Annotated in this window: 26 protein-coding genes; 21 read left to right on the top strand and 5 right to left on the bottom strand. The window is 64.3% G+C overall.

Annotated elements, in window-relative coordinates:
- Positions 1-26 precede the first annotated feature (26 nt).
- The 10 genes from AWB77_RS19895 (at position 27) to ftsB (ending at position 13,030) form a co-directional block, all read left to right on the top strand.
- Positions 27-1,895, top strand: a complete 1,869-nt coding sequence (locus AWB77_RS19895; protein ID WP_061136174.1) for a phosphatidylglycerol lysyltransferase domain-containing protein — start codon at positions 27-29, stop codon at positions 1,893-1,895.
- A 113-nt stretch (positions 1,896-2,008) separates the two neighbouring features.
- A complete protein-coding gene (locus AWB77_RS19890) occupies positions 2,009-3,262 on the top strand; it encodes a lipoprotein-releasing ABC transporter permease subunit (protein ID WP_061136173.1) in 1,254 nt (417 codons plus the stop codon).
- On the top strand, positions 3,255-3,968 hold the full coding sequence (lolD, locus tag AWB77_RS19885; RefSeq protein WP_061136172.1) for a lipoprotein-releasing ABC transporter ATP-binding protein LolD: 714 nt from the start codon (positions 3,255-3,257) through the stop codon (positions 3,966-3,968). Before AWB77_RS19890 ends, lolD begins: the two co-directional genes overlap by 8 nt.
- 21 nt (positions 3,969-3,989) lie before the next feature.
- On the top strand, positions 3,990-4,778 hold the full coding sequence (locus AWB77_RS19880; protein ID WP_061136171.1) for a TatD family hydrolase: 789 nt from the start codon (positions 3,990-3,992) through the stop codon (positions 4,776-4,778).
- Between the two features lie 61 nt (positions 4,779-4,839).
- Positions 4,840-7,371, top strand: a complete 2,532-nt coding sequence (locus AWB77_RS19875) for a DNA internalization-related competence protein ComEC/Rec2 (RefSeq protein WP_061136170.1) — start codon at positions 4,840-4,842, stop codon at positions 7,369-7,371.
- A 25-nt stretch (positions 7,372-7,396) separates the two neighbouring features.
- Positions 7,397-8,218 carry an alpha/beta fold hydrolase gene (locus AWB77_RS19870; protein WP_061136169.1) on the top strand — a complete coding sequence of 274 codons (822 nt, stop codon included), beginning with the start codon at positions 7,397-7,399 and terminating at the stop codon, positions 8,216-8,218.
- Between the two features lie 161 nt (positions 8,219-8,379).
- A complete protein-coding gene (gene pyrG, locus AWB77_RS19865) occupies positions 8,380-10,068 on the top strand; it encodes a CTP synthase (protein WP_061136168.1) in 1,689 nt (562 codons plus the stop codon).
- Positions 10,065-10,919, top strand: coding sequence for a 3-deoxy-8-phosphooctulonate synthase (gene kdsA / locus AWB77_RS19860; RefSeq protein ID WP_008341878.1), 855 nt, complete (start codon positions 10,065-10,067; stop codon positions 10,917-10,919). Before pyrG ends, kdsA begins: the two co-directional genes overlap by 4 nt.
- Positions 10,920-11,164: 245 nt before the next feature.
- Entirely contained in the window at positions 11,165-12,448 is a 1,284-nt protein-coding gene (gene eno / locus AWB77_RS19855; RefSeq protein ID WP_061136167.1) for a phosphopyruvate hydratase, read from the top strand.
- A 114-nt stretch (positions 12,449-12,562) separates the two neighbouring features.
- Positions 12,563-13,030: a cell division protein FtsB gene (gene ftsB / locus AWB77_RS19850; RefSeq protein ID WP_061136166.1), complete on the top strand. Its 468-nt coding sequence runs from the start codon at positions 12,563-12,565 to the stop codon at positions 13,028-13,030.
- Positions 13,031-13,098: 68 nt separating this feature from the next.
- Here the strand turns inward: ftsB and AWB77_RS19845 are convergent, their stop codons facing one another.
- The 3 genes from AWB77_RS19845 to AWB77_RS19835 all read right to left on the bottom strand — a co-directional run bounded on the left by AWB77_RS19845 (position 13,099) and on the right by AWB77_RS19835 (position 15,128).
- Positions 13,099-13,449 (bottom strand): hypothetical protein, encoded by a 351-nt coding sequence (locus AWB77_RS19845; protein ID WP_061136165.1) that lies wholly within the window; start codon positions 13,447-13,449, stop codon positions 13,099-13,101.
- Between the two features lie 153 nt (positions 13,450-13,602).
- Entirely contained in the window at positions 13,603-14,553 is a 951-nt protein-coding gene (hslO, locus tag AWB77_RS19840; RefSeq protein ID WP_061136164.1) for an Hsp33 family molecular chaperone HslO, read from the bottom strand.
- A 50-nt stretch (positions 14,554-14,603) separates the two neighbouring features.
- Positions 14,604-15,128 (bottom strand): gamma carbonic anhydrase family protein, encoded by a 525-nt coding sequence (locus tag AWB77_RS19835; RefSeq protein WP_061136163.1) that lies wholly within the window; start codon positions 15,126-15,128, stop codon positions 14,604-14,606.
- Positions 15,129-15,312: 184 nt separating this feature from the next.
- Between AWB77_RS19835 and AWB77_RS19830 the strand changes: the two genes are divergently transcribed.
- The 10 genes from AWB77_RS19830 (at position 15,313) to AWB77_RS19785 (ending at position 24,463) form a co-directional block, all read left to right on the top strand.
- On the top strand, positions 15,313-16,158 hold the full coding sequence (locus tag AWB77_RS19830; protein ID WP_061136162.1) for a ferritin-like domain-containing protein: 846 nt from the start codon (positions 15,313-15,315) through the stop codon (positions 16,156-16,158).
- A 59-nt stretch (positions 16,159-16,217) separates the two neighbouring features.
- Entirely contained in the window at positions 16,218-17,102 is an 885-nt protein-coding gene (locus AWB77_RS19825) for an alpha/beta fold hydrolase (RefSeq protein WP_061136161.1), read from the top strand.
- Positions 17,103-17,187: 85 nt separating this feature from the next.
- Positions 17,188-18,018 carry a 3',5'-nucleoside bisphosphate phosphatase gene (locus AWB77_RS19820; RefSeq protein WP_061136160.1) on the top strand — a complete coding sequence of 277 codons (831 nt, stop codon included), beginning with the start codon at positions 17,188-17,190 and terminating at the stop codon, positions 18,016-18,018.
- Positions 18,019-18,167: 149 nt separating this feature from the next.
- Positions 18,168-18,812, top strand: a complete 645-nt coding sequence (locus tag AWB77_RS19815) for an L-threonylcarbamoyladenylate synthase (RefSeq protein WP_061136159.1) — start codon at positions 18,168-18,170, stop codon at positions 18,810-18,812.
- Positions 18,813-18,928: 116 nt separating this feature from the next.
- Positions 18,929-19,594 carry a site-2 protease family protein gene (locus AWB77_RS19810; protein ID WP_008341863.1) on the top strand — a complete coding sequence of 222 codons (666 nt, stop codon included), beginning with the start codon at positions 18,929-18,931 and terminating at the stop codon, positions 19,592-19,594.
- 4 nt (positions 19,595-19,598) lie between these two features.
- Positions 19,599-20,801: a tryptophan--tRNA ligase gene (locus AWB77_RS19805; RefSeq protein WP_061136158.1), complete on the top strand. Its 1,203-nt coding sequence runs from the start codon at positions 19,599-19,601 to the stop codon at positions 20,799-20,801.
- Positions 20,801-21,376 carry a class I SAM-dependent methyltransferase gene (locus AWB77_RS19800; RefSeq protein ID WP_061136157.1) on the top strand — a complete coding sequence of 192 codons (576 nt, stop codon included), beginning with the start codon at positions 20,801-20,803 and terminating at the stop codon, positions 21,374-21,376. The genes AWB77_RS19805 and AWB77_RS19800 overlap by 1 nt, the downstream gene beginning before the upstream one ends.
- A gap of 63 nt (positions 21,377-21,439) precedes the next feature.
- A complete protein-coding gene (dapA, locus tag AWB77_RS19795; protein WP_061136156.1) occupies positions 21,440-22,345 on the top strand; it encodes a 4-hydroxy-tetrahydrodipicolinate synthase in 906 nt (301 codons plus the stop codon).
- Between the two features lie 182 nt (positions 22,346-22,527).
- On the top strand, positions 22,528-23,670 hold the full coding sequence (gene bamC / locus AWB77_RS19790) for an NlpB/DapX family lipoprotein (RefSeq protein WP_061136155.1): 1,143 nt from the start codon (positions 22,528-22,530) through the stop codon (positions 23,668-23,670).
- A 19-nt stretch (positions 23,671-23,689) separates the two neighbouring features.
- Complete coding sequence (locus AWB77_RS19785; protein WP_061136154.1) at positions 23,690-24,463, top strand: MBL fold metallo-hydrolase; 774 nt, start codon at positions 23,690-23,692, stop codon at positions 24,461-24,463.
- Between the two features lie 145 nt (positions 24,464-24,608).
- On the opposite strand, the gene AWB77_RS36920 is transcribed toward AWB77_RS19785, so the two are convergent.
- Complete coding sequence (locus AWB77_RS36920; protein WP_074168913.1) at positions 24,609-24,863, bottom strand: hypothetical protein; 255 nt, start codon at positions 24,861-24,863, stop codon at positions 24,609-24,611.
- Positions 24,864-25,131: 268 nt separating this feature from the next.
- The gene (locus tag AWB77_RS19775; protein ID WP_061136152.1) at positions 25,132-26,370 is read right to left on the bottom strand and encodes a cupin domain-containing protein; all 1,239 of its coding nucleotides are present in this window, start codon (positions 26,368-26,370) and stop codon (positions 25,132-25,134) included.
- Positions 26,371-26,403: 33 nt separating this feature from the next.
- On the opposite strand from AWB77_RS19775, the gene AWB77_RS19770 reads away from it, so the two are divergent.
- Positions 26,404-26,955, top strand: a complete 552-nt coding sequence (locus tag AWB77_RS19770; protein WP_061136151.1) for an FKBP-type peptidyl-prolyl cis-trans isomerase — start codon at positions 26,404-26,406, stop codon at positions 26,953-26,955.
- Positions 26,956-26,984: the final 29 nt, after the last annotated feature.

The following is a 26,984-nucleotide window of genomic DNA, read 5'->3' as shown; positions in this document are numbered from 1 at the left end:
TTTCAAACTTACACCGACCGTTCCCGATGCGGACATCCGATATACCCGCCGCGTCATCGTCGCGGATGGTGACGCGACTGAAGTCCGTCGACCTCAATGCACCGCGCACGCGCGCGCTGGCGCTCGTCCTCGCGCCACTGTTTTTCGGCCTCTATTCGCTCCTGCTCGGCGCGGACGCCAACTGGGATCTTTTCAACTACCACCTCTACAACCCGTTCGCGTGGCTGAACGGCAAGCTCGCGATCGATCTCGCGCCGGCGGGCATGCAGTCGTTCTTCAATCCGATGCTCGATGTCGGGCTGTACTGGCTGAATACGCATCTCCCTTCGCGGGTCGTCGGCTTTGCAATGGGCGCGCTGCACGGTCTCGTGTTCGTGCTGTTGTTCCATGTGGCGCGGCTCGCCGTTCCCGGCAGAGCCGACGAAGACGCGAATCGGGTGCCGCTGCTGCTCGCGCTCGCGGGCGTGCTGAGCCCGAGCTTTCTGACAGGCCTCGGCAACTCGATGGGCGACGACACGACGTCGCTCCTCATTCTCGCGAGCCTGCTTCTTTTGCTCGTCAACTGGACGAGGCTGTCGTCGGCGCGGCTGCGTGACGGGCTCGTCGTCGCGGGCTGCGGCTTCGTGTGCGGACTCGGCGTCGGATTCAAGCTCACCAACGCGATTTTCGCCGTGGCGCTGTGCGCGGCGCTTCTGAGTTATCCCGCGTCGCTCGGCGCGCGCGTGCGGCTCGCGTTCGTTTTCGGCGCGGGCTCGCTCGCCGGATACGCGGTGACGGGCGGCTACTGGCTGTTGCATATGTGGCAGTCGTTCGGCAACCCGTTCTTTCCGCTGTTCGCGAAGTGGTTTCCCAATCCGCTGACGGTGCCGCTCAACGGCGACATGCGCTGGCTGCCGCGCAATCTGCCCGAAACCGTGCTGTGGCCGTTCGTGATCGCGGCCGATCCCAGACGCGTCGGCGAATCGCCGGTGCGCGAGATCGTCTGGCCCGTTCTCTACGCCGTCTTCTGGATCTGGGTCGCGGCCTGCGCGATCGGGAAGCTGCGCGGACGCGGCATCGCGCGCCTGGACGCGCGCGCGCGCTTCGTCGTCGTGTTCGTCGCGCTCGGCTATGTCTTGTGGATGAAGGGCTTCAGCATCTACCGATACGTCGTCGCGATCGAAGTGCTCACGCCCATCGTCACTTTCGTGCTGTTGCAGCGGCTTTTCGACTATCGGCGGGCGCGGCGCGTGGCGTGCTGGCTGATCGGCGGCGCGGTCGTGGTCACGGTCGCGAGCGGCGTGCGCAGTTGGGGACACGAAGGCTGGGCCGATCCGCTCTACCACGCCGAACTGCCGGCGCTCGCCGAGCCCGCGCACACCACCGCCATCATTTACAGCGAGGGCAGCGCCTGGGCGTGGCTCGCGACGCGATTTCCGGTCGATGTCGCGTTCACGCAGATCGACAGCAGTTTTCCGCGCAGCCCGGCGTTCGACGAACGCGTGCGCGACATGGTGCGCACGCGCGGCGGTCCGGCATTCGCGCTCATCGACGGAAGCTTTAACGGCAGAACCGAAACCATCGCGCGCACGAACGCGATGCTCGGCAGTCTCGGCCTGACCTCCGGTGCGCGAGGCTGCGGCGCACTGCGCTGGACCGTGGATCATCTGCGCCTGCGCGCGAGCTATCACGATGACGCCGACACCGGCGCCGACAGCGCAAAACGCTGCCACCTCGATCTGCGCGCCGACGACGTCCGCGACGTCGGCGCCGAGAACCGCTTTCTCGCCGAGCGCGCGGCCCCGGCATTCGCGCGCTACGGCTTCGCGCTCGATACGGCGTCGTGCGAGCAACACCGCGCCGGAGTTGGCCAAGGTGCGACCGTTTATCAATGGTGCCGCGTAACGCTGCGCTGAGCGTGGCTTTGTCGCGTGTGTAACCGTCCCGTCCGCGCCATGTATGGCAAACTTTCGCAAATTTGCGTCACCGGGACTCAACAACGCTGGAACAGCAGCAGAAAAGGAATCGCTTGAAACTTCCGTACGAATGGCAGATCGGCTGGCGCTACACACGCGCCAGCAAACGCACCACAGGCAACGGTTTCATCTCCTTCATCGCGCTCGTGTCGATGGCGGGCATCGCGCTCGGCGTCGCGGCGCTGATCGTCGTGCTGTCGGTCATGAACGGCTTCCAGAAGGAAGTGCGCGACCGCATGCTGTCGGTGCTCGCGCACGTCGAAATCTTCTCGCCGACGGGCTCCATGCCCAACTGGCAACTGACCGCGCAGGAAGCGAAGCGCAATCCCGAAGTGATCGGCGCGGCGCCTTACGTCGAAGCGCAGGCGCTGCTCACGCGCCAGGGCGCCGTCAGCGGCGTCGCGCTGCGCGGCGTGGAGCCGTCGCTCGAGCCGGAAGTATCGGACATCGGCCGCGAAATGCGCGCGGGCAAGCTCACGGACCTGAAGCCGGGCGAATTCGGCATCGTGCTCGGCAAGGATCTCGCGGCCAATCTCGGCGTGATGGATGGCGACAAGATCACGCTCGTCGCGCCCGAAGGCACCATCACGCCCGCCGGGATGATGCCGCGCCTCAAGCAGTTCACCGTGGTCGGCATCTTCGAGTCGGGGCACTACGAGTACGACTCGACGCTCGCGCTCATCGAGATCAAGGACGCTCAGGCGCTCTTTCGCCTGCCTGCGCCGACCGGCGTGCGCCTGCGCCTGAAAGACATGCAGCGCGCGCCGGAAGTCGCGCGGCAACTGGCCCGCACGCTCTCCGGCGATCTTTATATCCGCGACTGGACGCAGCAGAACAAGACGTGGTTCTCCGCCGTGCAGATCGAGAAGCGCATGATGTTCATCATCCTCACGCTGATCATCGCGGTGGCGGCGTTCAATCTGGTGTCGTCGCTCGTGATGACCGTCACCGACAAGCAGGCCGATATCGCCATCCTGCGCACGCTCGGCGCGCAGCCGGGCTCGATCATGAAGATCTTCGTCGTGCAGGGCGTGACGATCGGCTTCATCGGCACGGCGCTGGGCGTCACGCTCGGCTGCCTGATCGCGTGGAGCATCCCGTGGCTCGTGCCGATGATCGAACATCTCTTCAACGTGCAGTTCCTGCCGTCGTCGGTGTATTTCATCAGCGAGCTGCCATCGGAGCTCGTGCCGGGCGATGTTGCCAGGATCGGCGTGATCGCGTTCGTGTTGTCGTCGCTCGCGACGCTCTATCCGAGCTGGCGCGGCGCGAAGGTTCGTCCGGCGGAGGCGCTGCGCTATGAGTGATCTGATTCCGGCCGACAACATCGTGCTGCGGGCATCGGCGATTTCGAAGACGTTCGTGCAGGGCGGCTTCAACGTGCAGGTGCTCAACAACGCTCAACTCGACGTGAGAAAGGGCGAGAAGCTCGCCATCGTCGGCGCGTCGGGCTCGGGCAAGAGCACGCTACTGCATGTGCTCGGCGGCCTCGACGAACCGAGCGCGGGCAAGGTTTCGCTGCTCGGCAAGCCGTTCACGCAGTTGAAGGAAAAGGAGCGCAACGAGCTGCGCAATCGCGCGCTCGGCTTCGTCTATCAGTTCCATCATCTGCTGCCGGAGTTCACGGCGCTCGATAACGTCGCGATGCCGCTGCGCATCCGGCGCATGCCGGAAGAGGCCGCGCGCAAGGAAGCGCAGGCGATGCTGGAGCGCGTGGGCATCGGGCATCGCGCGAAGCATCGGCCGGGCGAATTGTCGGGCGGCGAGCGGCAGCGCGTGGCGATCGCGCGCGCGCTCGTCACGCATCCCGCGTGCGTGCTCGCCGACGAACCCACCGGCAATCTCGACGGCGGCACCGCCGACACCGTCTTCAACCTGATGCTGGAGCTGTCGCAGACGCTCGAGACGAGCTTCGTGATCGTCACGCACGATCCCGATCTCGCCGCGCGCTGCGACCGCATCATGCGCCTGCGCGACGGCGTGCTGCACGAAGAGCCGCCCGTGCCGGTCTAACGCGTTGCGCCCGGAGGCGTCATGTGGATCGATACGCACTGTCATCTCGATGCCGGCGAGTTCGATGGCGACCGTGACGCCGTCGCCGACGCCGCGCGCGATGCGCATGTGACGCGCATCGTCATTCCGGGCGTCGGGCGCTTCAACTTCGACACGGTGCGCGCGCTCGCGCATCGCATCGAAGGCGGCGCGTATGCACTGGGCATTCATCCGCTCTTCACGCCGGGCGCGCAGGACGACGACTTGCGCGTGCTGCGCGAGCAGATCGCAGCAAGCATGGACGATCCGCGATTCGTGGGCATCGGCGAAATCGGGCTGGATTATTTCGTGCCGACGCTCGACGACGCGCGCCAGCAGTTCTTCTACAACGAGCAATTGAAGCTCGCGCGCGAGTTCGGCCTGCCGGTCATCTGCCACGTGCGCAAGTCGCAGGACAAGGTGCTGAAGGGCCTGCGCGTGCACGACATTCACTGCGGCATCGCACACGCGTTCAACGGCAGTTTTCAGCAGGCCGAAGCATTCATCGCGCAAGGCATGCATCTGGGTTTCGGCGGCAATCTCACGTTCGAGCGCGCGCGGCAGATTCGCCGGCTCGCGGCCGAACTTCCGCTCGATGCGATCGTGCTCGAAACCGATGCGCCCGATATCGCGCCATCCTGGCGCTACAAGCAACGCAACTCGCCGGATCAGGTCGCGCGCATCGCGCAGGTGCTCGCGCAACTTCGCGGCATCGACGAAAACACGCTTTCCCTAGGCACAACGGCTAACGCTCACGCTGCGCTCCCACGGCTCGCGCTCGCCTCTTCATAATCGTTTCGATGGACGCATCGGCTGCATGCGTTCGTCGTGACGAAGAACGAAGAGGGAAGACGTGCGGGCGATTCTGCTGGGATTTGCGTTGGGCGTGGTGTGGTTGCAGCAGCAGGTTCGCTTGCCGGGCGCGATCGTGTGGTGCGCGTGCGGCGCGGCATTCGCCATCGCGACGATGCTCGGCGTGAAGAAGCCGCGCGTGCCTGGCGTGCGTGTGGCGAGCTTCGCGGTCGCGGCCTGCGCGCTGGGTTTCGCATATGCGGCAATGCGCGCCGAAGTGCGTTTGCGCGAGCAGTTGCCCGTCGAATACGAGCAGCGCGATATCGAACTGACGGGCTTCGTGCGCGGACTGCCGCAACAAGCGCCCGATGGCGCGCGCATTCTCTTCGAAGTCGAAGCGAACGGCGCGGGACTGCGCGATTTTCCGCGCCTCGTGCGATTGTCGTGGATAGCCGGCGAGGTCGCGCCGCGCCTTCTTGCAGGCGAGCGATGGACGCTGACCGCGCGCCTCAAGCGTCCGCATGCGAATGCGAACTTCGGTCTGCGCGATGCCGAAGCGACGCTGCTCGAACGCGGCATCCGCGCGACGGGGTATGTGTCGACAGCGCGTGCGCCGCATCGTTTGCACGCCGATGCGTCGGGTCCGCGATTGATGATCGATCGTCTGCGGGCGCGCTTTCGCGATCGCATCGAGACCGTGCTCGCGGATGCGCCGCAACGCGGGATCGTCGTCGCGCTCGCGGTGGGCGCGCAGGACGCCGTCAGCGAGGCCGACTGGGCCGTCATGCGCGCGACCGGCACGAGTCATCTCGTCGCGATATCGGGCTTGCATATCGGCTTTGTCGCCGGGCTGGCGGCGCTGATCGCCGGCTTCGTGTGGCGGCGCGTGCGCGTGCGCGGCGTGAGTGCGCCGTTGATCGTGTCGACGCCCAAGATGGCAGCGTGCGCAGCCCTCGCGTGCGCCGCCTGCTATGCCGCGCTCGCCGGATTCAACGTGCCCGCGCAACGCACGCTCTGGATGCTGCTGATCGTGGCGCTCGCGTTTCTCGGTGGACGGCGGCCGTCGTCGTCGCTCGTGCTGCTCTGGGCGCTCGCGTTCGTGCTGATCGGCGATCCGTGGGCGGTCACATCGGCGGGATTCTGGCTGTCGTTCTGCGCGGTCGCGGCGATTCTCCATGCGATGGCGGCAGCGGGGCGAGTCGAATCTCGCGTGCAGCCGGACGATGACGACGACCTCGATCAATGGGATCGCGCCGATCCGAGCGAAGTCGGGCAGCGTCCGCAAAGCGTGATCGAGCGCCGGCCGCTGGCACTTGCTTCACGCAACATCGCACGCACCATCGCACGCACGGTCGCACGCTTCGGCGCTCGTGCAAGGCGTCGCGCGGCGTCGGGTGCGCGCGTGCAGTACGCGATGACGATCGCGCTCGCGCCTCTTACCGTCTACTGGTTCTCGCAGATTCCGCTGCTCGGCCCGCTAGCGAATGCGTTCGCGATTCCGTGGATCAGCGCGCTCGTGACGCCCGCGACCCTCGCGGGCCTTCTGCTTCCCGCGCCGCTCGATGCGCCCGTGCTGCGGCTCGCGCACGCCGCGCTGTCCGTGCTCTGCGACGTGCTCGCGCGCCTCGCCGATGCCGCGCCATCGTCGCTTTGGCTGTTGCCCCGGCCGGGCGCGTTCGCGCTTGCGGCGGCATGCGTCGGCGTGGCTTGGGCGCTCGCGCCGCGCGGCTGGCCGTTGCGCTGGGCCGCGCCGCTGACATGGCTGCCGCTGCTCGCGCCCGCGTTGCATCCCGTGCCTGCCGGCGCGTTTCGCGTTACCGCGCTCGATATCGGGCAAGGTTCGGCGCTCGTCGTCGAAACCGCGCGACATGCGCTGCTATTCGATGCCGGTCCCGGACCCGAATCGACGCACGCGGGCGAGCGCATCGTCGTTCCGTACTTGCAGGCGGCGGGCGTGCGCGCGCTAGATGCGCTCGTCGTCAGCCATTCGGATTCCGATCACGCGGGCGGCGCGCCTGCGGTGCTGCAATCGATCGCCGTGCGTCAACTGCTCGCGTCGCTGCCGCCGCAAGACGCGTTGTGGTCCGATGCGCGCACGCGCGGCGCGAGCGCGCTGCGTTGCGCAGCCGGACAGCGCTGGAACTGGGACGGCGTCGAGTTCCGCATGCTCTGGCCGGAACCCGGGCCGCTCGCGGGCAAGCCGAACCATCAATCGTGCGTGCTCAAGGTGACGAACGCGGCGGGGCGCTCGGCGCTTTTCGCGGCGGATATCGAAGCGGACGTCGAACGCATGCTGATCGCGCGCGATGCAAACGCACTGCGCGCCGATGTCCTGATCGTGCCGCACCACGGCAGCCGCACTTCGTCGACCGAGCCTTTCCTCGATTCCGTCGGACCGTCCGCGGCGATATTTCAGGTAGGCTATCGCAACCGTTTTCACCATCCGCATCCGACCGTTTTCGCGCGTTACCGGATGCGCGACATCGTGCTGTCGCGCAGCGACGAAGACGGCGCCGCGCGTATCGAAATCGGTTCGCGGATCACGTTCGAGCGCTATCGGCAAAGCCATGCGCGCTACTGGATGGCGCGTTGAAGGAAGCAAATAACAAGAGACCGTCTTGAAAGACATCATCCACTTCTCGCACGCGAACGGCTTTCCCGCATCGACCTATCGCACGATCTTCGCGGAACTCGCCGACGACTACGAAGTTCGCGCCATCGAGCGCATCGGTCATGACGCGCGCTTTCCGGTGACGCGCGACTGGCCGTATCTCGTCGATCAGCTCATCGACGACATGAGCCGCTATCGGCGCGACGCCGGCGGCGATCATCCGAAGGTGTGGCTCGTCGGGCATTCGCTCGGCGGCTATCTGTCGATGATGGCGGCGCTCAAGCGCCCCGAATGGGTGAAAGGCGTCGTGATGCTCGATTCGCCGATCATCGCGGGCTGGAAGAGCAATCTTCTGCGCATCACGCAATGGACCGGGCTCGACGAACGTCTTTCGCCCGCCGCCGCGACGAAGAAGCGCCGCACGCATTGGGCGAGCCGCGACGAGGCGTGGCGGCATTTCGTGTCGAAACCCGCGTTCGCGCGCTGGGACGAGCGCATGCTGTCCGACTATATCGACTTCGGCATGCCGCAGAGTCACGCGAACGGCGCGCGCGCGCTCGTCTTCGATCGCCACGTCGAATATCTGATCTATCGCACGCTTCCGCATACGCTCGGCGCGCGGCTCGCTCGCGGCGCGCCGGTGCCGGTCGCGTTCATCGCGGGGACACATTCGCGCGAGGTGCGGCAGGTGGGACTCGGCTTCACGCGGCGCATCGTGGACAAGCGCATCGAAAAGATGGAAGGCAGCCATCTCTTTCCGATGGAGCGCCCGATCGACACCGCGCGCGCCATTCAGCGCCTGCTGGAAACGATGCGCACGCGGCGCTGAAAGGGGCGCAACCACGCGCGCGGGGCTTGACGAACGAACGGTGGCACGTTCCGCAAAAATGACGCTGAAATGCGCGGATTTGTAGTCAATGTCCGCGCCTGGCGCGCTTCGTCGGAGCCTGCCTTTACGGTATAATCCGTTTTTCCCGCGAGCATCTAGCGATGACCAAATATGTATTCGTCACCGGCGGCGTAGTTTCGTCCCTTGGCAAGGGTATTGCCGCCGCCTCCCTCGCCGCGATCCTCGAATCGCGCGGTCTCAAAGTCACTCTCCTCAAGCTCGATCCGTACATCAACGTCGACCCCGGCACGATGAGCCCGTTCCAGCACGGGGAAGTGTTCGTGACGGAAGACGGCGCGGAAACCGACCTCGACCTCGGCCACTACGAGCGCTTCATCAGCACGAAGATGCGCAAGGCCAACAACTTCACCACGGGCCAGATCTACGAATCGGTGATTCGCAAGGAACGCCGCGGCGAATATCTCGGCAAGACGGTGCAGGTCATTCCGCACATCACCAACGAAATCCAGGCTTTCGTCGAGCGTGGCGCCGCAGCGGCGACGTGCGGGCAGCCGGACGTGGCGATCGTGGAAGTCGGCGGCACGGTGGGCGACATCGAATCGCTGCCGTTCCTCGAAGCCGCGCGTCAGATGAGCTTGCGCATGGGCCGCAATAGCGCGTGCTTCGTGCACCTGACGCTCGTGCCGTTCATCGCGACCGCGGGCGAGCTGAAGACGAAGCCCACGCAGCACAGCGTGCAGAAGCTGCGCGAAATCGGTATCTATCCGAACGTGCTGCTGTGCCGCGCCGACCGCCGCATTCCCGACGACGAGCGCGCCAAGATCTCCATGTTCTCGAACGTGCCGGAAGACGCGGTCATTTCCGTGTGGGACGCGGACAGCATCTACAAGATTCCGCAGATGCTCAACGACCAGCATCTCGACGACATCATCTGCGAAGAACTCAAGCTCTCGCCGCCGCCGGCCGATCTGACCATGTGGTCGAATCTCGTCGAGAAGCTCGAGAATCCGAAGAACGAAGTGACCATCGGCATGGTTGGCAAGTACGTCGAACTCACGGAGTCGTACAAGTCGCTGATCGAGGCGCTGCGCCACGCGGCCATCCATACGTCGACGAAGGTGAACATCGAGTACATCGATTCGGAGCAGATCGACGCCGAAGGCACCGATGCCTTGAAGCACCTCGACGCCGTGCTCGTGCCGGGCGGTTTCGGCCGTCGCGGCACGGAAGGCAAGATCAAGGCGATCCGCTACGCACGCGAATCGAAGACGCCGTATCTCGGCATCTGCCTCGGCATGCAGCTCGCGGTGATCGAGTTCGCACGCGACGTCGCCGGTCTCACCGATGCGAATTCCACCGAATTCGATCAGGACACGCAAAATCCGGTCGTCGCGCTCATCACCGAGTGGTACGACCGCGCGGGACGCATCGAGAAGCGCAACGAAGAATCGGACCTTGGCGGCACGATGCGCCTCGGCTCGCAGAAGTGCCCGATCAAGCCCGGCACGATGGCCGAGCGCATCTACGGCAGCGATGTGAACGAGCGTCATCGTCACCGTTATGAAGTCAATAACCGTTTCGTGCCCCAGCTCGAAGCCGGCGGGCTTATCATCAGCGCCCGTACCCCGAGCGAGGATCTGCCCGAGATGATGGAGTTGCCGCAGTCGCTGCACCCTTGGTTCGTCGGTGTGCAGTTCCACCCCGAATTCACGTCGACGCCGCGCGACGGTCATCCGCTCTTCAAGGCGTTCGTCGAAGCGGCGCGCGCGCACGCTCTGGGCGAGAACGTGAACGCGCCGGTCAAGGCTACCGCGGGAGCGCAAGCATGAAGCTGTGTCATTTCGAAGCCGGCCTCGACAAGCCGTTCTTCCTGATCGCGGGCACATGCGTCGTCGAGTCGGAGCAAATGACGATCGACGTCGCTGGGCGGCTGAAGGAAATCACGCAGAAGCTCGGAATTCCGTTCATCTACAAGTCGTCGTTCGACAAGGCCAACCGCAGCTCGGGCAAGTCGTATCGCGGCCCGGGCATGGACGAAGGCCTGCGCATTCTCGGCGAAGTGAAGAAGCAGCTCGGCGTGCCCGTTCTGACGGACGTGCATACCGAAGAGGAAATCGAAGCGGTCGCATCGGTCGTGGACGTGCTGCAGACGCCCGCGTTCCTGTGCCGTCAGACCGACTTCATCCATGCGTGCGCGCGTTCGGGCAAACCGGTCAACATCAAGAAGGGCCAGTTTCTCGCGCCGCACGACATGAAGAACGTGATCGACAAGGCGCGCGACGCCGCGCGTGAAGCAGGTCTGTCGGAAGACCGCTTCATGGCGTGCGAGCGCGGCGTGTCGTTCGGCTATAACAATCTCGTGTCCGACATGCGCTCGCTCGCGATCATGCGCGAGACCAATGCGCCCGTCGTGTTCGACGCGACGCATTCGGTGCAGTTGCCGGGCGGGCAGGGCACGAGTTCGGGCGGTCAGCGCGAGTTCGTGCCAGTGCTGGCGCGTGCGGCGGTCGCAACCGGCGTCGCGGGTCTTTTCATGGAGACGCATCCGGACCCGGCCTGCGCGAAGTCCGACGGCCCGAACGCGGTGCCGCTGCATCACATGGAAGCGCTGCTTTCGACGCTCATTACGATCGATCGCGCGGTGAAGAGCGGTTCGTTCCTCGAGAACGACTTCAACTGAGCGGGCGCGGCAGAACGCAGTACGGCACGGGCGTCATGATCGGCGCCCGTGTTGCGAAAGCGGGTCACCGGGCGGGTCGCTTATCCGCAACGTCCGCTTTGTCGCGCCGGCACCGCAGCCGGCGCGCATCGGGACGGTCGAAGCGAAGCCTGTCTTAGCGCGTGCGCAGCGTGTATCGAAGTGTAAAAGCAGGCGGCGCGTTTCGTTGTGACTGACAGAATTCATCGTCATTTCTTGAGGAAACCATGAGTGCTATCGTAGATATCATCGGCCGCGAGATTCTCGATTCGCGAGGCAATCCGACCGTCGAATGCGACGTGTTGCTCGAATCGGGCACGATGGGCCGCGCAGCGGTGCCGTCGGGTGCGTCCACCGGTTCGCGCGAAGCCATCGAACTGCGCGACGACGAAGCCGGCCGCTATAACGGCAAGGGCGTGCTGAAGGCCGTCGAACACATCAACACCGAGATTTCCGAAGCCATCATGGGCCTCGACGCCTCGGAACAGGCTTTCCTCGACAAGACTCTGCTCGAGCTCGACGGCACCGACAACAAGTCGCGCCTCGGCGCGAACGCGATGCTCGCCGTGTCGATGGCCGTCGCCAAAGCCGCGGCTGAAGAAGCCGGCCTGCCGCTCTACCGCTACTTCGGCGGCTCCGGCGCGATGCAGCTTCCGGTGCCGATGATGAACATCGTCAACGGCGGCGCGCACGCGAACAATAGCCTGGACATCCAGGAATTCATGATCGTGCCGGTGAGCCAGCCGACGTTCCGCGAAGCGCTGCGTTGCGGCGCGGAAGTGTTCCATGCGCTGAAGAAGATTCTCGCCGAGCGCGGCCAGAGCACGGCGGTGGGCGACGAAGGCGGCTTCGCGCCGAACTTCGGCAGCAACGAAGAGTGCCTGTCGACCATCCTGCAAGCCATCGAGAAGGCCGGCTATCGCGCGGGCGAAGACGTGCTGCTCGCGCTCGACTGCGCGGCGAGCGAGTTCTACCACGACGGCAAGTACCAACTGGCGGGCGAAGGCCTGCAACTCTCGTCGGCTGAATTCACCGATTACCTCGCGAATCTCGTCGACAAGTTCCCGATCGTCTCCATCGAAGACGGCATGCACGAAAGCGACTGGGAAGGCTGGAAGATCCTGACCGACCGCCTCGGCAAGAAGATCCAGCTCGTCGGCGACGATCTCTTCGTGACGAACACGCGCATCCTGAAGGAAGGCATCGAGAAGGGCATCGCCAACTCGATTCTCATCAAGATCAACCAGATCGGCACGCTGACGGAAACCTTCGCGGCGATCGAAATGGCCAAGCGCGCGGGCTACACGGCGGTCATCTCGCACCGTTCCGGCGAAACGGAAGATTCGACCATTGCCGACATCGCCGTCGGCCTGAACGCCGGCCAGATCAAGACCGGTTCGCTGTCGCGCAGCGACCGCATCTCGAAGTACAACCAGCTTTTGCGCATCGAGGAAGATCTCGGCGATATCGCAAGCTACCCGGGCAAGTCGGCGTTTTATAACTTGCGCTAAAGCTTTTGCCGCTTTAGTCGATAAGGACGCTTGGTGCTGATCGAAGCGTCATATTTTGAAGCCCGCCGCCCACGGCATGTTCGTCGCCGGGCGGCGCTTATTTCGGCTACGTGAATGCGGCTCGTAACTGTCGTTCTGGTCTTGTTGCTGGTGCTGATCCAATACCCGCTCTGGTGGGGGCACGGCGGCTGGCTGCGCGTGCATGAATTGCAGCAGCAGCTCGCGCAGCAGGCGGAGAAGAACACCAACCTGCGACTGCGCAACGAACGCGTGCAAGGTGAAGTGCAGGATCTGCAAAACGGCACCGCCGCCGTGGAAGAGCGCGCGCGCTACGAAATGGGGATGGTGAAGGACAGCGAGGTGTTCGTACAGTTCGTCTCGCCGAATTCGAATGCGCCCGTCAATTCCGCGAACATGCCGGGCATGAACGGCTCGACGCGCGGGCAGGTCTCGGCGGCGCCTTTGCGCGTGGTGCCCAATCCGGTGTCGCGCTCGAAGCAGGAGTTGCGCGAGCTGGACAAGAAGGCGCAAAAGGACAAGGCGGCCGAAGCGAAGAAAAAACAGCAGGGCGCGGCGCAGTAACGGCCGGATTTCGATCGAAAAAAAATGGCGCGGTCATCGACCGCGCCATTTTTGCATCTGCGACTGGATTACCACCAGGTACCGAAGCCGACGCCGGTGCCCCAGTAAGGACCGCCCCAGCCGCCGCTCGAATAGCCGCCGTACACCGAGACCGGCGCGGGCGCATAGAACTGCGACATCGTCTTCGCCGCATTGCCCGCGGCGGCGGCTTGTTGCGATTCGTTCAACGCCTGCTTGTCGATGGCGTTGTAGCGTTCCATCTGCTGCTGCGACGTGAGCGTCTGCTGCGGCGCGGGCGCCGTGTCAGGCAGGCGGCTATAGATCGGCGACGGGCCAGGCGGATCCATCATGCAGCCGGCGACGAGCGCGGCCGCGGCAAGACACGGCAGCAATTTCCAGTTGAGCGTTGCGGTTTTCATTTTGCGACCTCCAGCGGGCCGGACATCTGTGCAGGAGTCCCATCATAGCGTGCGGCGTCTGTCGTGAGACTGAGGCCGCAACTCGCGCGCCACGCGTTCGCCGCGGCCGGCGCACAGCACTGAAACCCCGCTGGACAAGGCTCGGGCGGCGCGTCAGTGACGCTGGTCCGACGCCGGACTCACGCCTTGTGAGACGTCGTTTGCGACAAAAAGTTGCGTAACGTCGACCGTGTCGAACTCGTAGCGCTGATTGCAGAACTCGCAATGCACTTCGACGTTGCCGCGCTCTTCGAGCACGCTGTCGACTTCCTCGCGGCCCAGCATCTTCAGCATGCCGCCCACCTTTTCGCGCGAACAGGTGCACTGGAAGCGCGCCGGCGCGGGCTCGAAGTGCTGCACGTTCTCCTGCCAGAAGAGACGCTTGAACACCGTATCCGGCTCTTCCTTCAGCAATTCCTCGTTCGACAGCGTGCTGCCGAGATGGCAGACGCGCTGCCACGTATCGGAATCGTGCTCGCCCGGATGCGGGACGATGCCGCCATCGCCCGGCAGCTTTTGCAGCAGCATGCCGACCGCGCGATCGGTGTCCGCCGCGAGCCACAGACGCGTGTCGAGCTGTTCCGAGTGATGCATGTAGTGCTCGAGGACTTCGGCCATCGACTTGAGCGGGCCGTGCTCGCCCGACAGCGGCACGATGCCCTGATACGGCTGCTGTCCCGGTTTCTTGTCGGCGGGATCGAGCGTGATGACGCAGCGGCCGCGCCCGTGCCGGTTCAGCAGTTCGGGCAGCGACAATTCGCCGTCGAGCTCGCTTTCGACGCCGTCCGCGAGCTTGGCGGTCGCGCGCAGCGACAGGTTCGAGTTGCATTGCACGACCAGCATCTTCACGGGGCCGTCGCCGTAGATCTGCATGACGAGCGTGCCGTCGAACTTGAGATTCGCCGACAGCAACGCGCACGCGGCCATCATCTCGCCGAGCACGTTGCGCACCGCCAGCGGATACGAGCGGCGCGCGAGCACTTCCTGCCACGTGTGCCGCAATGAGACGATCTCGCCGCGCACCGGCGCCGCGTTGAACATGAATTTCTGCAACTGGTCGTTCACAACTCTTCCTTGGGTGTTGAGGCTGCTGCGCCGTCGTGCGCGACGTCCGTTCAGCCGATGCGCACGAGCTGCGCCTTGTAATATTCGCGCCGGTCGGCATAACTTGCCGTGGCCGCGCGCATGCGGGCGATGTCCGCCTCGCCGATCTCCCGCACCGCTTTAGCGGGCGAGCCCAGAATCAGCGTGTTGTCCGGAAACACTTTGCCTTCGGTGACGACGGCGCCCGCGCCAACCAGACAGTTGCGGCCGATGACCGCGCCATTCAAGACCACCGCCTGAATCCCGATCAGCGAGCCTTCCTTGATCGTGCAGCCGTGCAGCATCGCCTGATGGCCGACGGTGACGTCGTTCTCGATCGTCAGAGGAAAGCCCGGATCCGCGTGCAGCACCGCGCCTTCCTGCACGTTGCTGCCGCGCCCGACGACGATCGGCTCGTTGTCGCCGCGCAGCGCCGCGCCCGGCCAGACACTCGCGTTCTCTTCGAGCGTCACGCGGCCGATGATGGTCGCGGTGTCGGCGAGAAACACGCTTTCGTGGATGGTCGGCGCGTCGTCGCCGAGTTTGTAGATGGCCACATTGTCTCCTGAGGCGGGTGTCGTGATGGTGGGACTACAATGCGCGCCTGCCGGCGAGACTGCTAGTCTGCGAGGCCGCGCATTGTTACGCGTTATGCGGCGTTCTCCGGGATTACCATTTTAGCTGTTTGCCGTAAGCGTCCGCTTTTCCGCCACGTTCGACGCCCGTTTTCGAGACAGTCCGATGCACGACCCTGCGATGTTCCCCGATGCCGATGCCGATGCCTGTGCCCGCCGCGCGGCGCTCGCAATTCTCGCCGAGTGCGATCCCGCGACGAAGGCGGCGCAAGCGCGCGCGCTTTTCGATGCGGCGTGCGCGCGGCCATCGTGCATCGATCCGCGCGCCACGCTCGTGGAACCCGACGATCTGCCGGGGCGGCCGGATCGGCCGGAACTCGTCGCGCCGTCGTCGTTGAAACGGCGCAGCATGCAGTCGGACGCGGGGCGCGCCGTCTTGCTGCATGCGCTCGCGCATATCGAGTTCAACGCGATCAACCTCGCGCTCGATGCCGTCTGGCGATTCCCGTCGATGCCGCTGGATTTTTATCTCGACTGGTTGAAAGTCGCGGCGGAGGAGGCGCATCACTTCTCGCTGCTGAGCGCGCGGCTCGCCGAATTCGGCCACGCTTACGGCGATTTCCCGGCGCACGACGGCCTGTGGGAAATGGCCCAGCGCACGCGCGGCGACGTGCTCGCGCGCATGGCGCTCGTGCCGCGCACGCTGGAGGCGCGCGGCCTGGACGCATCGCCGCCGATCAGAAAGCGTCTCGCGCAGGCGGGCGATCACGCGTCCGCCGCGATTCTCGACGTGATCCTGCGCGACGAAATCGGCCATGTGCTGATCGGCAACCGCTGGTTCCGCTTTCTTTGCGATGCCGATCATCTCGATCCGTACTCGACCTACGAACGTCTCGCCCCGCAATATCACGCGCCGAAGCTGCGCGGTCCGTTCAACTTCGAGGCGCGCCGCGACGCCGGTTTCGACGAAGCCGAACTGCGCGCGCTCGCGGGTCTGGACGGCGCGCAGTAGCGCCGCGCCATCGCCGCTATAATCGAACGATCATCCTTTTTTACCTTCGAGACGACACGATGAAACAATCGCGCTCCGAATTCGTCGATGCGCGCGGCGCGCGCCTGCACGTCCGCCGCTGGGGTTCGCCCGACGCTCCGATGCTTTTCATGCTGCACGGCTGGATGGATATCGGCGCGTCGTTTCAGTTCGTCGTCGATGCGCTCGCGGGCGGCTGGCAAGTGCTCGCGCCCGATGCGCGCGGCTTCGGCCTGTCCGACTGGCCGGTCGCGCAGAAGGGCGGCGGGCATTACTACTTTCCGGACTATCTGTCGGATCTCGACGTGCTGCTCGACCATTACGCGCCGTTCGAGCCGGTGAATCTCGTCGGGCACAGCATGGGCGCGAATGTTGCGCTGTTGTATGCGGGTGTGCGGCCGGCGCGCGTGCGGCGCGTCGTCGATCTGGAAGGCTTCGGTTTGCCGGCGGCGCGCGCGTCGCAGTCGCCGGGACGCATCGCCCAGTGGCTCGACGATCTGCGTGCGCCGCCCGCGCTGCGCAGCTACGCGAGTCTCGACGAAGTCGCCGACCGGCTGATCCGCACGAATCCGCGTCTGCCGCTCGCCCGGGCGCGCTATCTCGCACAGCACTGGTCGCGCGAGGAAAGCGACGGGCGCTTCCATCTGCTCGCCGATCCGGCGCACAAGCTGCGCGGTCCGACGCTTTATCGGCTGGACGAGGTGAGCGCCGCGTGGTCGCGCGTCGCGGCGCCCGTGCTGCACGTCGAGGCCAAGGATTCGCCGACGCTCGCGACGTTCGCGGGTGAAACGCCCATCGCCGACTTCAAGGCGCGTTTCCAGGCGTTTCCGGACTGGCGCGAGGAAATCGTCGACGAAGCCGGTCATATGATCCATCACGATCAGCCGGAGCGGGTCGCGGCGCTGATCGAAACGTTCTGTGCATGAGCGGCATGGCACGGAACGGAGCAAGGACATCACCGGCGCGTCATGCCGATACAGTTAGAATGTGAGACATATTTCAGAGCCGAAAATGAACGCCGATCTGCATTGCCACTCCACCGTGTCCGACGGCCAGTTCGCGCCCGGCGAGGTCGCGGCGCGCGCGCACGCGAACGGCGTCACGCTGTGGTCGCTGACGGATCACGATCAGCTCGGCGGGCAGGACGAAGCGAAGCAGACCGCGGAGGCGCTCGGCATGCGCTATCTGTCCGGCGTGGAGATTTCGGTGACGTGGGCGTCGCGCACGGTGCATATCGTCGGAATGAACGTCGATCCGCATGACGACGCGCTGTGCAAAGGACTCGAAGCCACGCGCAACGGGCGCGCGGCGCGCGGCGTGGCGATCGGCGAGGCGCTGGCGGCAGCCGGCATTCCGGATTGCTACAAGGGCGCGCTGCGCTTCACGGACGATCCCGACATGATCTCGCGTACGCACTTCGCGCGCTATCTCGTGGAGGCGGGCTACGCGCAGTCCACATCGGACGTGTTCGCGCGCTATCTCGGCGACGGCAAGCCGGGCTTCGTCGGGCATCGCTGGGCGAAGCTCGCCGACGCCGTGAGGTGGATCAAGGATGCGGGCGGCGAACCGATCATCGCGCATCCGGGCCGTTACGACTTCACGCCGGTCGAATTCGCCGCGCTGTTCGACGAATTCATCCAGCTCGGCGGAAAAGCGATTGAAGTCGTGACGGGCAGCCACACGCCCGATCAATATCGCGAATACGCCGATGTCGCGCGCCGCTACGGTTTCGAGGCATCGCGCGGATCGGACTTTCACGGCGCGGGCGAAGGGCGCGTCGACCTCGGCCTGCTTCCCCCGCTGCCCGACGATCTCACGCCCGTCTGGGAACGCTGGCTGTAGCGTTCGTTCGGCGCGCGTCTTTTATCGCTCGCGCACGGTCTTTGCATCAACGATTATTTTTCGCACGCACGTCGCGTGAGGCGCTTTTCGCGTGTTTCGCGCCGCGCCCGAGGCCTTCGTGATAACGATCGAAACAACAAGGCGTCGCCATGTCTCAATTCTTTCGCATTCATCCGGACAATCCGCAGCCGCGGCTCATCAATCAGGCCGTGCAGATCATCAAGGACGGCGGTCTCGTCGCGTTGCCGACGGATTCGAGCTACGCGCTCGGCTGCCATCTCGACGATAAAGACGCGGTCGAGCGATTGCGGCGCGTGCGCGGCATCGACGACAAACAGTTGCTGTCGCTGCTCGTGCGCGACCTGTCCGAGCTTTCCAACTTCGCGATGGTCGACAACCAGCAATACCGGCTCATCAAGTCGGTGACGCCGGGGCCGTACGTGTTCGTGCTGCAGGCGACCAAGGAAGTGCCGCGGCGGCTTTCGCATCCGTCGCGCAAGACGATCGGGCTGCGCGTGCCCGATCACGCGATCACGCTCGCGCTGCTGGAGGCGCTCGGCGAACCGCTGCTTGCATCGACGCTGATCCTGCCGCCCGACACCGAACCGCTCAACGACGCGGAGGAAATCCGCGAACGGCTTGAAAAACAGGTCGAACTCGTGATCGATGCCGGCGCGTGCCCGGCGGAGCCGTCGACGGTGATCGATCTTTCCTCGGGGGAGCCGGTGCTCGTGCGCGCGGGGCGGGGCAGTCTCGAACCGTTCGGGCTCACGGCCTCGAGCGCCGCGCAGTAGCGCACACGGGCCTAAGACCCGATTAAGCGTTTGCTCACACCATGGGCGAAATAGTGCGCGCCCGGCGCCGCCGCGCGTGTCTGATCCTACCTGCCTGCTTGTTACAATACCGCCCTATGGATGCTTCCCTGATACAAACCATCGCGGTCTACGCGCTCCCCGTGATTTTCGCGATCACGCTGCACGAGGCCGCGCATGGCTATGCCGCGCGCTTGCTCGGCGACAACACGGCCTACGTGCTCGGCCGCGTTTCGATGAACCCGATGCGCCATATCGATCCGATCGGCACGATCGTCATTCCGATCGTCCTGTATTTCGTGACGAGCGGCGCGTTCATGTTCGGCTACGCGAAGCCGGTGCCGGTGGCGTTCGGCAATCTGCGCAATCCGCGCTGGGGCAGCCTGTGGGTCGCCGCGGCGGGGCCGGGCAGCAATTTCGCGCAGGCGATCGTCTGGGGCGTGATCTTCGTGCTGCTGCGAGCCTTTCACATCGACGAGCCGTTCTTCACGGGCATGGCTCAGGCGGGCATCAGCGTGAATCTCGTGCTCGGCGTGCTGAATCTGTTTCCGTTGCCGCCGCTCGACGGCGGGCGCGTCGTCATGGCGCTTTTGCCGGTGCGCGCGTCGATTGCGTTTTCGAAGCTCGAGCCTTACGGCTTCTTCATCGTGATGGCGCTCGTCGTGACCGGCGTGCTCACGCGATTCTGGCTCGGGCCGCTCGTGAACGTCGGCTATACGGCGGTGTCGGCTATTCTGAATCCCCTCGCTTCACTATTCCCATAACATCATGTTCCCTGACCGTATCTTCTCCGGCATGCGGCCCACCGGGTCGCTGCACCTCGGCCACTATCACGGCGTGCTGAAAAACTGGGTGCGGCTGCAGTCCGAATATCCGTGCTTCTTCGCGGTCGTCGACTGGCACGCGCTCACGACGCACTACGAAACGCCCGAGGTCATCGAGAAAAACGTCTGGGAAGTGCTCATCGACTGGCTGGCGTCGGGCATCGATCCCGCACAGGCGACGCTCTTCATCCAGAGCCGCGTGCCCGAGCACGCCGAACTTTCGCTGTTGCTCGGCATGGGTACGCCGCTCGGCTGGCTCGAACGCGTGCCGACCTACAAGGAGCAGATCGAGAAGCTCCGCGAGAAAGACTTGTCGACGTACGGCTTTCTCGGCTATCCGGTGCTGATGGCGGCGGACATCCTGCTGTATCGCGCGTCGCTCGTGCCGGTCGGCGAGGATCAGGTGCCGCACGTCGAAATGACGCGTGAGATCGCGCGCCGCTTCAATTATCTCTACGGCAAAGAGCCGGATTTCGAGGAGAAGGCGCTCGAAGCGGCGAAGAAGCTCGGCGGCAAGCGCGCGAAGCTGTATCACGAACTGCGCGTCGCGTATCAGCAGGAAGGCGACGACGAAGCGCTCGAGCAAGCGCGCGCGATGCTGCAGGAGTCGCAAAGCCTGTCGATGAGCGATCGCGAGCGCCTCTTCGGCTATCTCGAAGGCGCGCGCAAGCTGATTCTGGTCGAGCCGCAGGTTCTACTCACGGAAGCGTCGCGCATGCCGGGTCTCGATGGCCAGAAAATGTCGAAGTCTTACGGCAACACCATCGGCTTGCGCGAGGACGCGGCGACCATCGAACAGAAAGTGCGCAAGATGCCGACCGACCCCGCGCGCGTGCGCCGCACCGATCCGGGCGATCCGGACAAGTGCCCGGTGTGGCAGTTGCATCAGGTCTACACCGACGAAAAGACGCACGAATGGGTGCAGAAGGGCTGCCGAAGCGCGGGCATCGGCTGCCTGGAGTGCAAGCAGCCGGTGATCGAAGGCATCCTGCGCGAGCAGCAACCGATGCTGGAGCGCGCGCAGAAGTACATGGACGATCCGTCGCTTCTGCGCGCGATCGTCGCGGACGGCTGCGACAAGGCGCGCAAGTTCGCCACGGAAACGATGCGCGACGTGCGTGAAGCCATGGGCCTGTCCTACAACTGATGGAAGGCGTGCCGAGTCCGTGGGTCGTGCGCTGGGCGCATCTCGTCGCGCCCGGCGGCGCGGTGCTCGACGTCGCCGCGGGGAGCGGGCGCCACGCGCGCTGGTTCGCGGCGCGCGGTTTTCCAGTGCTGGCTGTCGATCGCGACGCGGACGCGCTCGCGTCGATGACGGGGCTGGAACGCATCGAAACGCTCGTCGCCGATCTGGAAAACGGCGCGCCCTGGCCGGTTCGGGCTGACCGAACGTTCGATGCAATCGTCGTCACGAACTATCTGCATCGGCCGCTTTTCGGGCATTTCGTCGACACGCTCGCGCCCGGCGGCGTGCTCATCTACGAGACCTTCGCGGCGGGCAATGGCAGTATCGGCAAGCCGTCGAATCCGGCCTTTCTGCTCGAACCCGGCGAACTGCTCGAAGCGGTGAGAGGGCGGCTGCGCGTGATCGCCTACGAAGACGGATTCGTCGACGACCCGCGTCCTGCCTACGTGCAGCGAATCTGCGCGGTTCGCGTGGAAAACGCGCTCACGATTGGTAACATCCCCTCGGGTCCGCCACGTTACGCGCTGACCGGCTAATCCGCTACAATCGCGTAATATCGCTTTTTGCGATTAAATTCACGATTAAATTCATAGAGTTTCATGACAAACGGAACACACGGCGGCATCCAGATCCGCGGCAGCATTCCTGCCATCGTCACACCGATGCACGAGGACGGTAGTCTCGATCTGCCGGCGTTTCGAAAACTGATCGACTGGCACGTCGAGCAAGGGTCGAACGGTCTCGTCGTGGTGGGCACGAGCGGCGAATCGGCCACTTTGTCGGTCGAAGAGCACATTCTGATGATCCAGACGGCGGTCGAGCATACGGCCAAGCGCTTTCCGATCATCGCGGGCGCGGGCGGCAATTCGACCGCCGAAGCCATCGAGCTTTCGAAGCAGGCCAGAAAGGTCGGCGCCGACGCCACGCTGCAAGTCGTTCCGTATTACAACAAGCCGACGCAGGAAGGCATGTATCGCCATTTCAAGGCGATCGCCGAAGCCGTCGATCTGCCGGTGCTGCTCTACAACGTGCCGGGCCGCACCGTTGCCGACATGAGCAACGAAACGATCCTGCGCCTCGCGGACGTGCCGGGCATCATCGGCGTGAAGGAAGCGACGGGCAACATCGACCGCGCAGCGCATCTCATCAAGCACGCGCCGGCGCATTTCAGCATTTTCAGCGGCGACGATCCCACGGCGATCGCGCTGATGCTCCTCGGCGGCCACGGCAATATCTCGGTGACGGCCAACGTCGCGCCGAAGGAAATGAGTCAGCTCTGCCGCGCCGCGATCGAAGGCGATGCCATCACCGCGCGCCGCATTCATCTGAAACTGCTGTCGCTGCACAAGCAACTTTTCTGCGAATCGAACCCGATCCCGGCCAAGTGGGCGCTGCAGGCGCTCGGCCGCATGGAAGGCGGCATCCGCCTGCCGCTCACGCCGCTCGACGCGCGCTACCACGACGTGGTGCGCGACGCGTTGCGCGACTCCGGGCTTCTCGCCTGATCGCATGGGGCGCCGCGCCAGTCACAAAGAATCGAAAGGCCGCGCCGCCGCTAGTGATCGAAATGAAGCTCACCTTCAGTCATCAACCGCCGCTCATTGGCCTCGACATTGGCCTCGCTGAGCCGCTCGGCTAGAGCGGGATCGGCGCGAGGCAATGCGCATCAGCAGCAAAGAAGGACCTCATGAAACGTTCCGCTCTCCTTACTCGTGCCAAACGCCTGGGCGTGCTGTCGCTCGGCGCCGGCGCGGTCTTCGCGCTCGCGGGTTGCGACACGCTCAACGACTGGCTCGCGCCGGATCGCGTCAACTACAAGGCTGCCGAAACCGCCCCTTCGCTTGCCGTTCCGTCCGATCTGACCACGGCCGACATCAGCCAGCGCTATGCCGCGCCGCCGAAGATCAATTCGCTCGGCGGCGCCGCCGAGCGCGCGGTCACGCCGGCCGGCAACGCAACGCTCGGCGTGCCGAACGCGCAGGATCCGTTCGGCATGCACATCGAAAGCGACGGCGATCATCGCTGGCTCGTCGTCGATGGCCGCTCGCCCGATCAGGTCTGGGGACCGCTCAAGGAGTTCTGGGAAGAGAACGGCTTCACGCTCAAGACCGACGCGCCGCAGACCGGCATCATGGCGACCGACTGGGCCGAGAATCGCGCGAACATTCCGAACGACTGGTTCCGAAACAGCGTGGGCAAGCTGCTCGACTTCGCATATTCGTCCGGCACGCGCGACATGTTCCGCACGCAGGTGGACCGCGCATCGGACGGCTCGACGGATATCTCCGTCACGCACAGCGCGATGGAAGAAGTGCTGACGGGGCAGGACAAGACTTCGTCGCGCTGGGAGGCGCGTCCGCGCAATCCGCAGCTCGAAGCCGCGGTGCTCACGAAGCTGATGCAGAAGTTCGGCCTGACCGAGAAGCAGTCGCAGCAGTTGATGGCGCAAGCGCGTCCGATCGGCGCGAAGGTCGCGATCGATCAGGGCGCGGGCGGCTCCACGCTCGATCTCGCCGAGCCGTTCGATCGTGCGTGGCTGCGCGTGGGCCTCGCGCTCGATCGCACCAACTTCACGGTCGACAATCGCGACCGCGACAAGGGCATCTACTACGTGCATTTCTCGGACTCGATGGCCGAGTTGAAGAAGGACGGTCTCTTCGGCAAGCTCTTTTCGGGCGGCACGCCCAAGCCGACGCGTCAGTTCCTCGTCAACGTGAAGCCGAAGGCCGATTCGGTCACGCAAGTCGGCGTCGTCGATGCGAACGGCCAGCCGGACAACTCGTCCGATGCGCAGCGCATCGTCTCCTTGCTGCACGCGCAGTTGAACTGAACGACATGCTGAAGACATCGTGAGATTCGCCAGTCTCGGCAGCGGCAGCGAGGGCAATGCATTGCTCGTCGAGGCATCGAGCGGCACGACGACGACCCGCGTGCTGCTCGACTGCGGATTCTCCGGAAAGGAAGTCGAGCGCCGTCTCGCGCGCCTGAATTGCCGTGCCGAAGACCTCGACGCCATCGTCATCACGCATGAGCACACGGATCACATCGGCAGCGCGCTGACGCTCGCGCGCCGCTGGTCCATTCCGCTGCACATGAGTTGGGGCACGGCACGCGCGATCGGCGCCGATGAAGCCAATGTCGAGTTGAACGTGTTGTGGGGCGATGAGAGCGTCGCAATCGGCGATCTGAGCGTCTTGCCCTACACGGTGCCGCACGATGCGCGCGAGCCCTTGCAATACGTCTTCTCCGATGGCGCGAGCCGTCTCGGCGTGCTGACTGACGTGGGCGTATCGACGCCGCATATCACGCATGTGTTGAGCGGTTGCGATGCGCTCGTGCTCGAATCCAATCACGATATCGCGATGCTCGCAGCGAGCCGTTATCCGCCTTCGCTGAAGGCGCGCATCGGCGGGACGCATGGACACCTGAACAATGAAGCGGCGGCGGCCATTCTCGCGTCGCTCGACCGTTCGCGGCTGCGCCATCTCGTCGCCGCACATCTGAGCCAGCAGAACAATCTGCCACATCTGGCGCAGGCGGCGCTCGCATCGGTGCTGGGCGCGAGTGCTTTGGATGTCGTCGTCGCGACCCAGGCGGAAGGGTTCGACTGGCTTACGCTCTGAATGATGTAAGTTTTTTTCGACGCAGGGTCGACGCGCGCGGCATATACAGCGGCATATACAAAAAAGCAGATACAAAAAAACCGGCTCAAGAGCCGGTTTTTTCGTTAGCAGGCCGCATCGAGCAGCCTGCTGCGTTGCTCAAGCCTTACTGGCTTGCGCCCGATGCCGGAGCAGCAGCCGAAGCGGCAGCGTCCGAAGCCGCGCCAGCAGCCGAAGCTGCGTCGCTTGCAGCGGCCGAAGCGCTCGATGCTGCAGCGTTTGCGTCCGAAGCAGCAGCAGCCGGAGCCGAAGCAGCCGACGTATCGCTTGCAGCGCTCGGAGCAGCCGTTTCGCTAGACTTGTTGCATGCAGCCAGAGCAACAGCAGCCAACAGGGATGCTACGAGGAGGGATTTCTTCATGATCACGTCCTTTTATGGTTAAAGGTAAGCAACAGCGCAAAGTACCGGTAATGTGTGCTCCAACACCGACCTGGGCCGCTGTGGAGACTCACAATTCTTTTATGTGTGAGACTTCCTACGGCTTGGCCGCAAATTATAGGCACTTTCGTAACGACCGTCGATAAATCAGGGGACGATACGTTGTCTTTCTCATACAAATTTTCATATTGCGGAACAACAAAAAACTAGCCGCCGCAGGGTCCCGGGAAGTCTCGTAAAGGCAAGCCTGTCAAGGCAAAGCGCCCATCAGAATCCAGCCCGCACGATACCATTCGTGAAGCAGCGCTGTCATTGACGAATCGTCTGTAAGTGTTACAAAGCGTTTCGCTTCCAGACACCGGCTATTGGCCAATTCAGGGAGCCACTTTTTCAGCTTCGGCGACAGTGCTTCCGATTCGCCATTTACAAAATATGACCGTGCGTCGTAGAGCAAAATGGTCTTTCTATCCAGTCGGACGCCCGTCTTTTTCGCTCGCTCAACAAATTTTTGCTCATTCAATGCGCGCTCCGGCGAGTCGAATACGACATTTGCTTTCGGCTCGCTCAGATAACTCCCTAGAAACGTAGCGATGTCCTTTTCACTCCAGTCGATGTTCGCAAGGATCGCGCCAACACGTTCGACGAGAAGCGCAGGCAGCGCAGCCGGCTCGGATACCGGTTCCTGCGCCGGGTCGCGATAGCGTGCGTTGCCGCGCACGCCATCGGGCGTCTCGCCCGCGCGTTCGGCGAGGTGATAGAGAAACTGCGCCGTGAGTTCGTGCGAGGAGGGCGCGCGAAAGCCGATCGACGCCGTTATGCATTCGCCCTCGGCGATGCCGTCGTGCGCGATATGCGGCGGCAGGTAGAGCATGTCGCCCGGCTCCAGCACCCATTCTTCCTCGGGTTCGAAGTGCTGTAAAACTTTCAACGGCAATCCGGGTTTTAGCGAAAGATCGCGCTGCGCACCGATACGCCAGCGGCGCTTGCCGTGAACCTGCAGCAAAAACACGTCGTACGAGTCGAAGTGCGGTCCGACACCGCCGCCGTCGGTCGCGTAGGAGATCATGAGATCGTCGAGACGCGCGTCGGGAATGAAGCGGAACCGGTTCATCAGCGCGTGCGCGCGGTCGTCGTGGAGGTTCGCGCCCTGCACGAGCAGAGTCCACTCGCGCTTTCTGACCGACGGCAATTCGTCGGGCGCGAACGGTCCGTGCTCCATATCCCACGCATTGCGGAAGTGCGTGATGAGCCGGGACTCGACATCGTCCTGATCGGCGAGTGCGAAGAGTTCGTCGCGCGCGAGCGGCGCCGCGATTTTCGGGATGGCCTGGCGAATCAGCAGAGGCTTTTTCTGCCAGTAACGTCGCATGAACTGTCGTGGCGTGCGGTTGCCCAACAGCGGTGTGAGTTCGTCTGGCAAGGGCGCGCGAGCATGCTCGGGAAGGCCGGAAACGGGGGATGGGGTTGCGTCTTGGGGCCGCTTGGGCATCGTATAATCGAGGCTTGTATCTTGGAGGATCCAATGAAAATTGCGAAAGACACTGTCGTTTCGGTCGCTTACAAGCTATCGGATGCGCAAGGCAATCTGATCGAGGAGAGCGACGAGCCGATGGTCTATCTGCACGGCGGCTATGATGGCACGTTCCCCAAGATCGAGGAAGCGCTCGACGGTCAGGAGGCGGGCTATGAAACGCTCATTCAGCTCGAGCCGCAGGATGCCTTCGGCGAGTACGATCCCGAACTCGTGAAGATCGAGGAGCGCAGCCGTTTTCCCGAGCCGCTCGAAGTCGGCATGCAGTTCGAAGGCACGCCCGAAGACGGCGATGACGACGTCGACTCGCTCATCTATACCGTGACCGATGTCGCCGAAGACAAGGTCGTGCTCGACGGCAATCATCCGCTCGCGGGCATGGCGCTGCGTTTCGCGCTGTCGGTGCAGGAAGTGCGCACGGCGACCGACGACGAGATCGAACATCAGCACGCACACGGCGCGGACGGTCTGCACGTCGTCGATGAAGACGAAGACGACGATGACGACGAGCCCCGCAAGGATGCAGGTCCGACGCTGCATTGAGCGCGCCGGCCGGTGAAGAAGGCACGGAA

Origin of the sequence: Caballeronia fortuita (assembly GCF_001544835.2) — a bacterium.
Taxonomy (GTDB): Bacteria; Pseudomonadota; Gammaproteobacteria; order Burkholderiales; family Burkholderiaceae; genus Caballeronia; species Caballeronia fortuita.
The sequence above is the reverse complement of the archived record's forward strand: the minus strand, read 5'-3'. Positions and strand labels throughout refer to the sequence as shown.

Coding starts and splice junctions, on each gene's coding strand:
- AWB77_RS19895 (WP_061136174.1), top strand. CDS start 27: ATGCGGACATCCGATATACCCGCCGCGTCATCGTCGCGGATGGTGACG.
- lolD (WP_061136172.1), top strand. CDS start 3,255: ATGAGTGATCTGATTCCGGCCGACAACATCGTGCTGCGGGCATCGGCG.
- AWB77_RS19880 (WP_061136171.1), top strand. CDS start 3,990: ATGTGGATCGATACGCACTGTCATCTCGATGCCGGCGAGTTCGATGGC.
- pyrG (WP_061136168.1), top strand. CDS start 8,380: ATGACCAAATATGTATTCGTCACCGGCGGCGTAGTTTCGTCCCTTGGC.
- kdsA (WP_008341878.1), top strand. CDS start 10,065: ATGAAGCTGTGTCATTTCGAAGCCGGCCTCGACAAGCCGTTCTTCCTG.
- eno (WP_061136167.1), top strand. CDS start 11,165: ATGAGTGCTATCGTAGATATCATCGGCCGCGAGATTCTCGATTCGCGA.
- ftsB (WP_061136166.1), top strand. CDS start 12,563: ATGCGGCTCGTAACTGTCGTTCTGGTCTTGTTGCTGGTGCTGATCCAA.
- AWB77_RS19845 (WP_061136165.1), bottom strand. CDS start 13,449: ATGAAAACCGCAACGCTCAACTGGAAATTGCTGCCGTGTCTTGCCGCG.
- AWB77_RS19830 (WP_061136162.1), top strand. CDS start 15,313: ATGCACGACCCTGCGATGTTCCCCGATGCCGATGCCGATGCCTGTGCC.
- AWB77_RS19825 (WP_061136161.1), top strand. CDS start 16,218: ATGAAACAATCGCGCTCCGAATTCGTCGATGCGCGCGGCGCGCGCCTG.
- AWB77_RS19820 (WP_061136160.1), top strand. CDS start 17,188: ATGAACGCCGATCTGCATTGCCACTCCACCGTGTCCGACGGCCAGTTC.
- AWB77_RS19815 (WP_061136159.1), top strand. CDS start 18,168: ATGTCTCAATTCTTTCGCATTCATCCGGACAATCCGCAGCCGCGGCTC.
- AWB77_RS19810 (WP_008341863.1), top strand. CDS start 18,929: ATGGATGCTTCCCTGATACAAACCATCGCGGTCTACGCGCTCCCCGTG.
- AWB77_RS19805 (WP_061136158.1), top strand. CDS start 19,599: ATGTTCCCTGACCGTATCTTCTCCGGCATGCGGCCCACCGGGTCGCTG.
- AWB77_RS19800 (WP_061136157.1), top strand. CDS start 20,801: ATGGAAGGCGTGCCGAGTCCGTGGGTCGTGCGCTGGGCGCATCTCGTC.
- dapA (WP_061136156.1), top strand. CDS start 21,440: ATGACAAACGGAACACACGGCGGCATCCAGATCCGCGGCAGCATTCCT.
- bamC (WP_061136155.1), top strand. CDS start 22,528: ATGAAACGTTCCGCTCTCCTTACTCGTGCCAAACGCCTGGGCGTGCTG.
- AWB77_RS36920 (WP_074168913.1), bottom strand. CDS start 24,863: ATGAAGAAATCCCTCCTCGTAGCATCCCTGTTGGCTGCTGTTGCTCTG.
- AWB77_RS19775 (WP_061136152.1), bottom strand. CDS start 26,370: ATGCCCAAGCGGCCCCAAGACGCAACCCCATCCCCCGTTTCCGGCCTT.
- AWB77_RS19770 (WP_061136151.1), top strand. CDS start 26,404: ATGAAAATTGCGAAAGACACTGTCGTTTCGGTCGCTTACAAGCTATCG.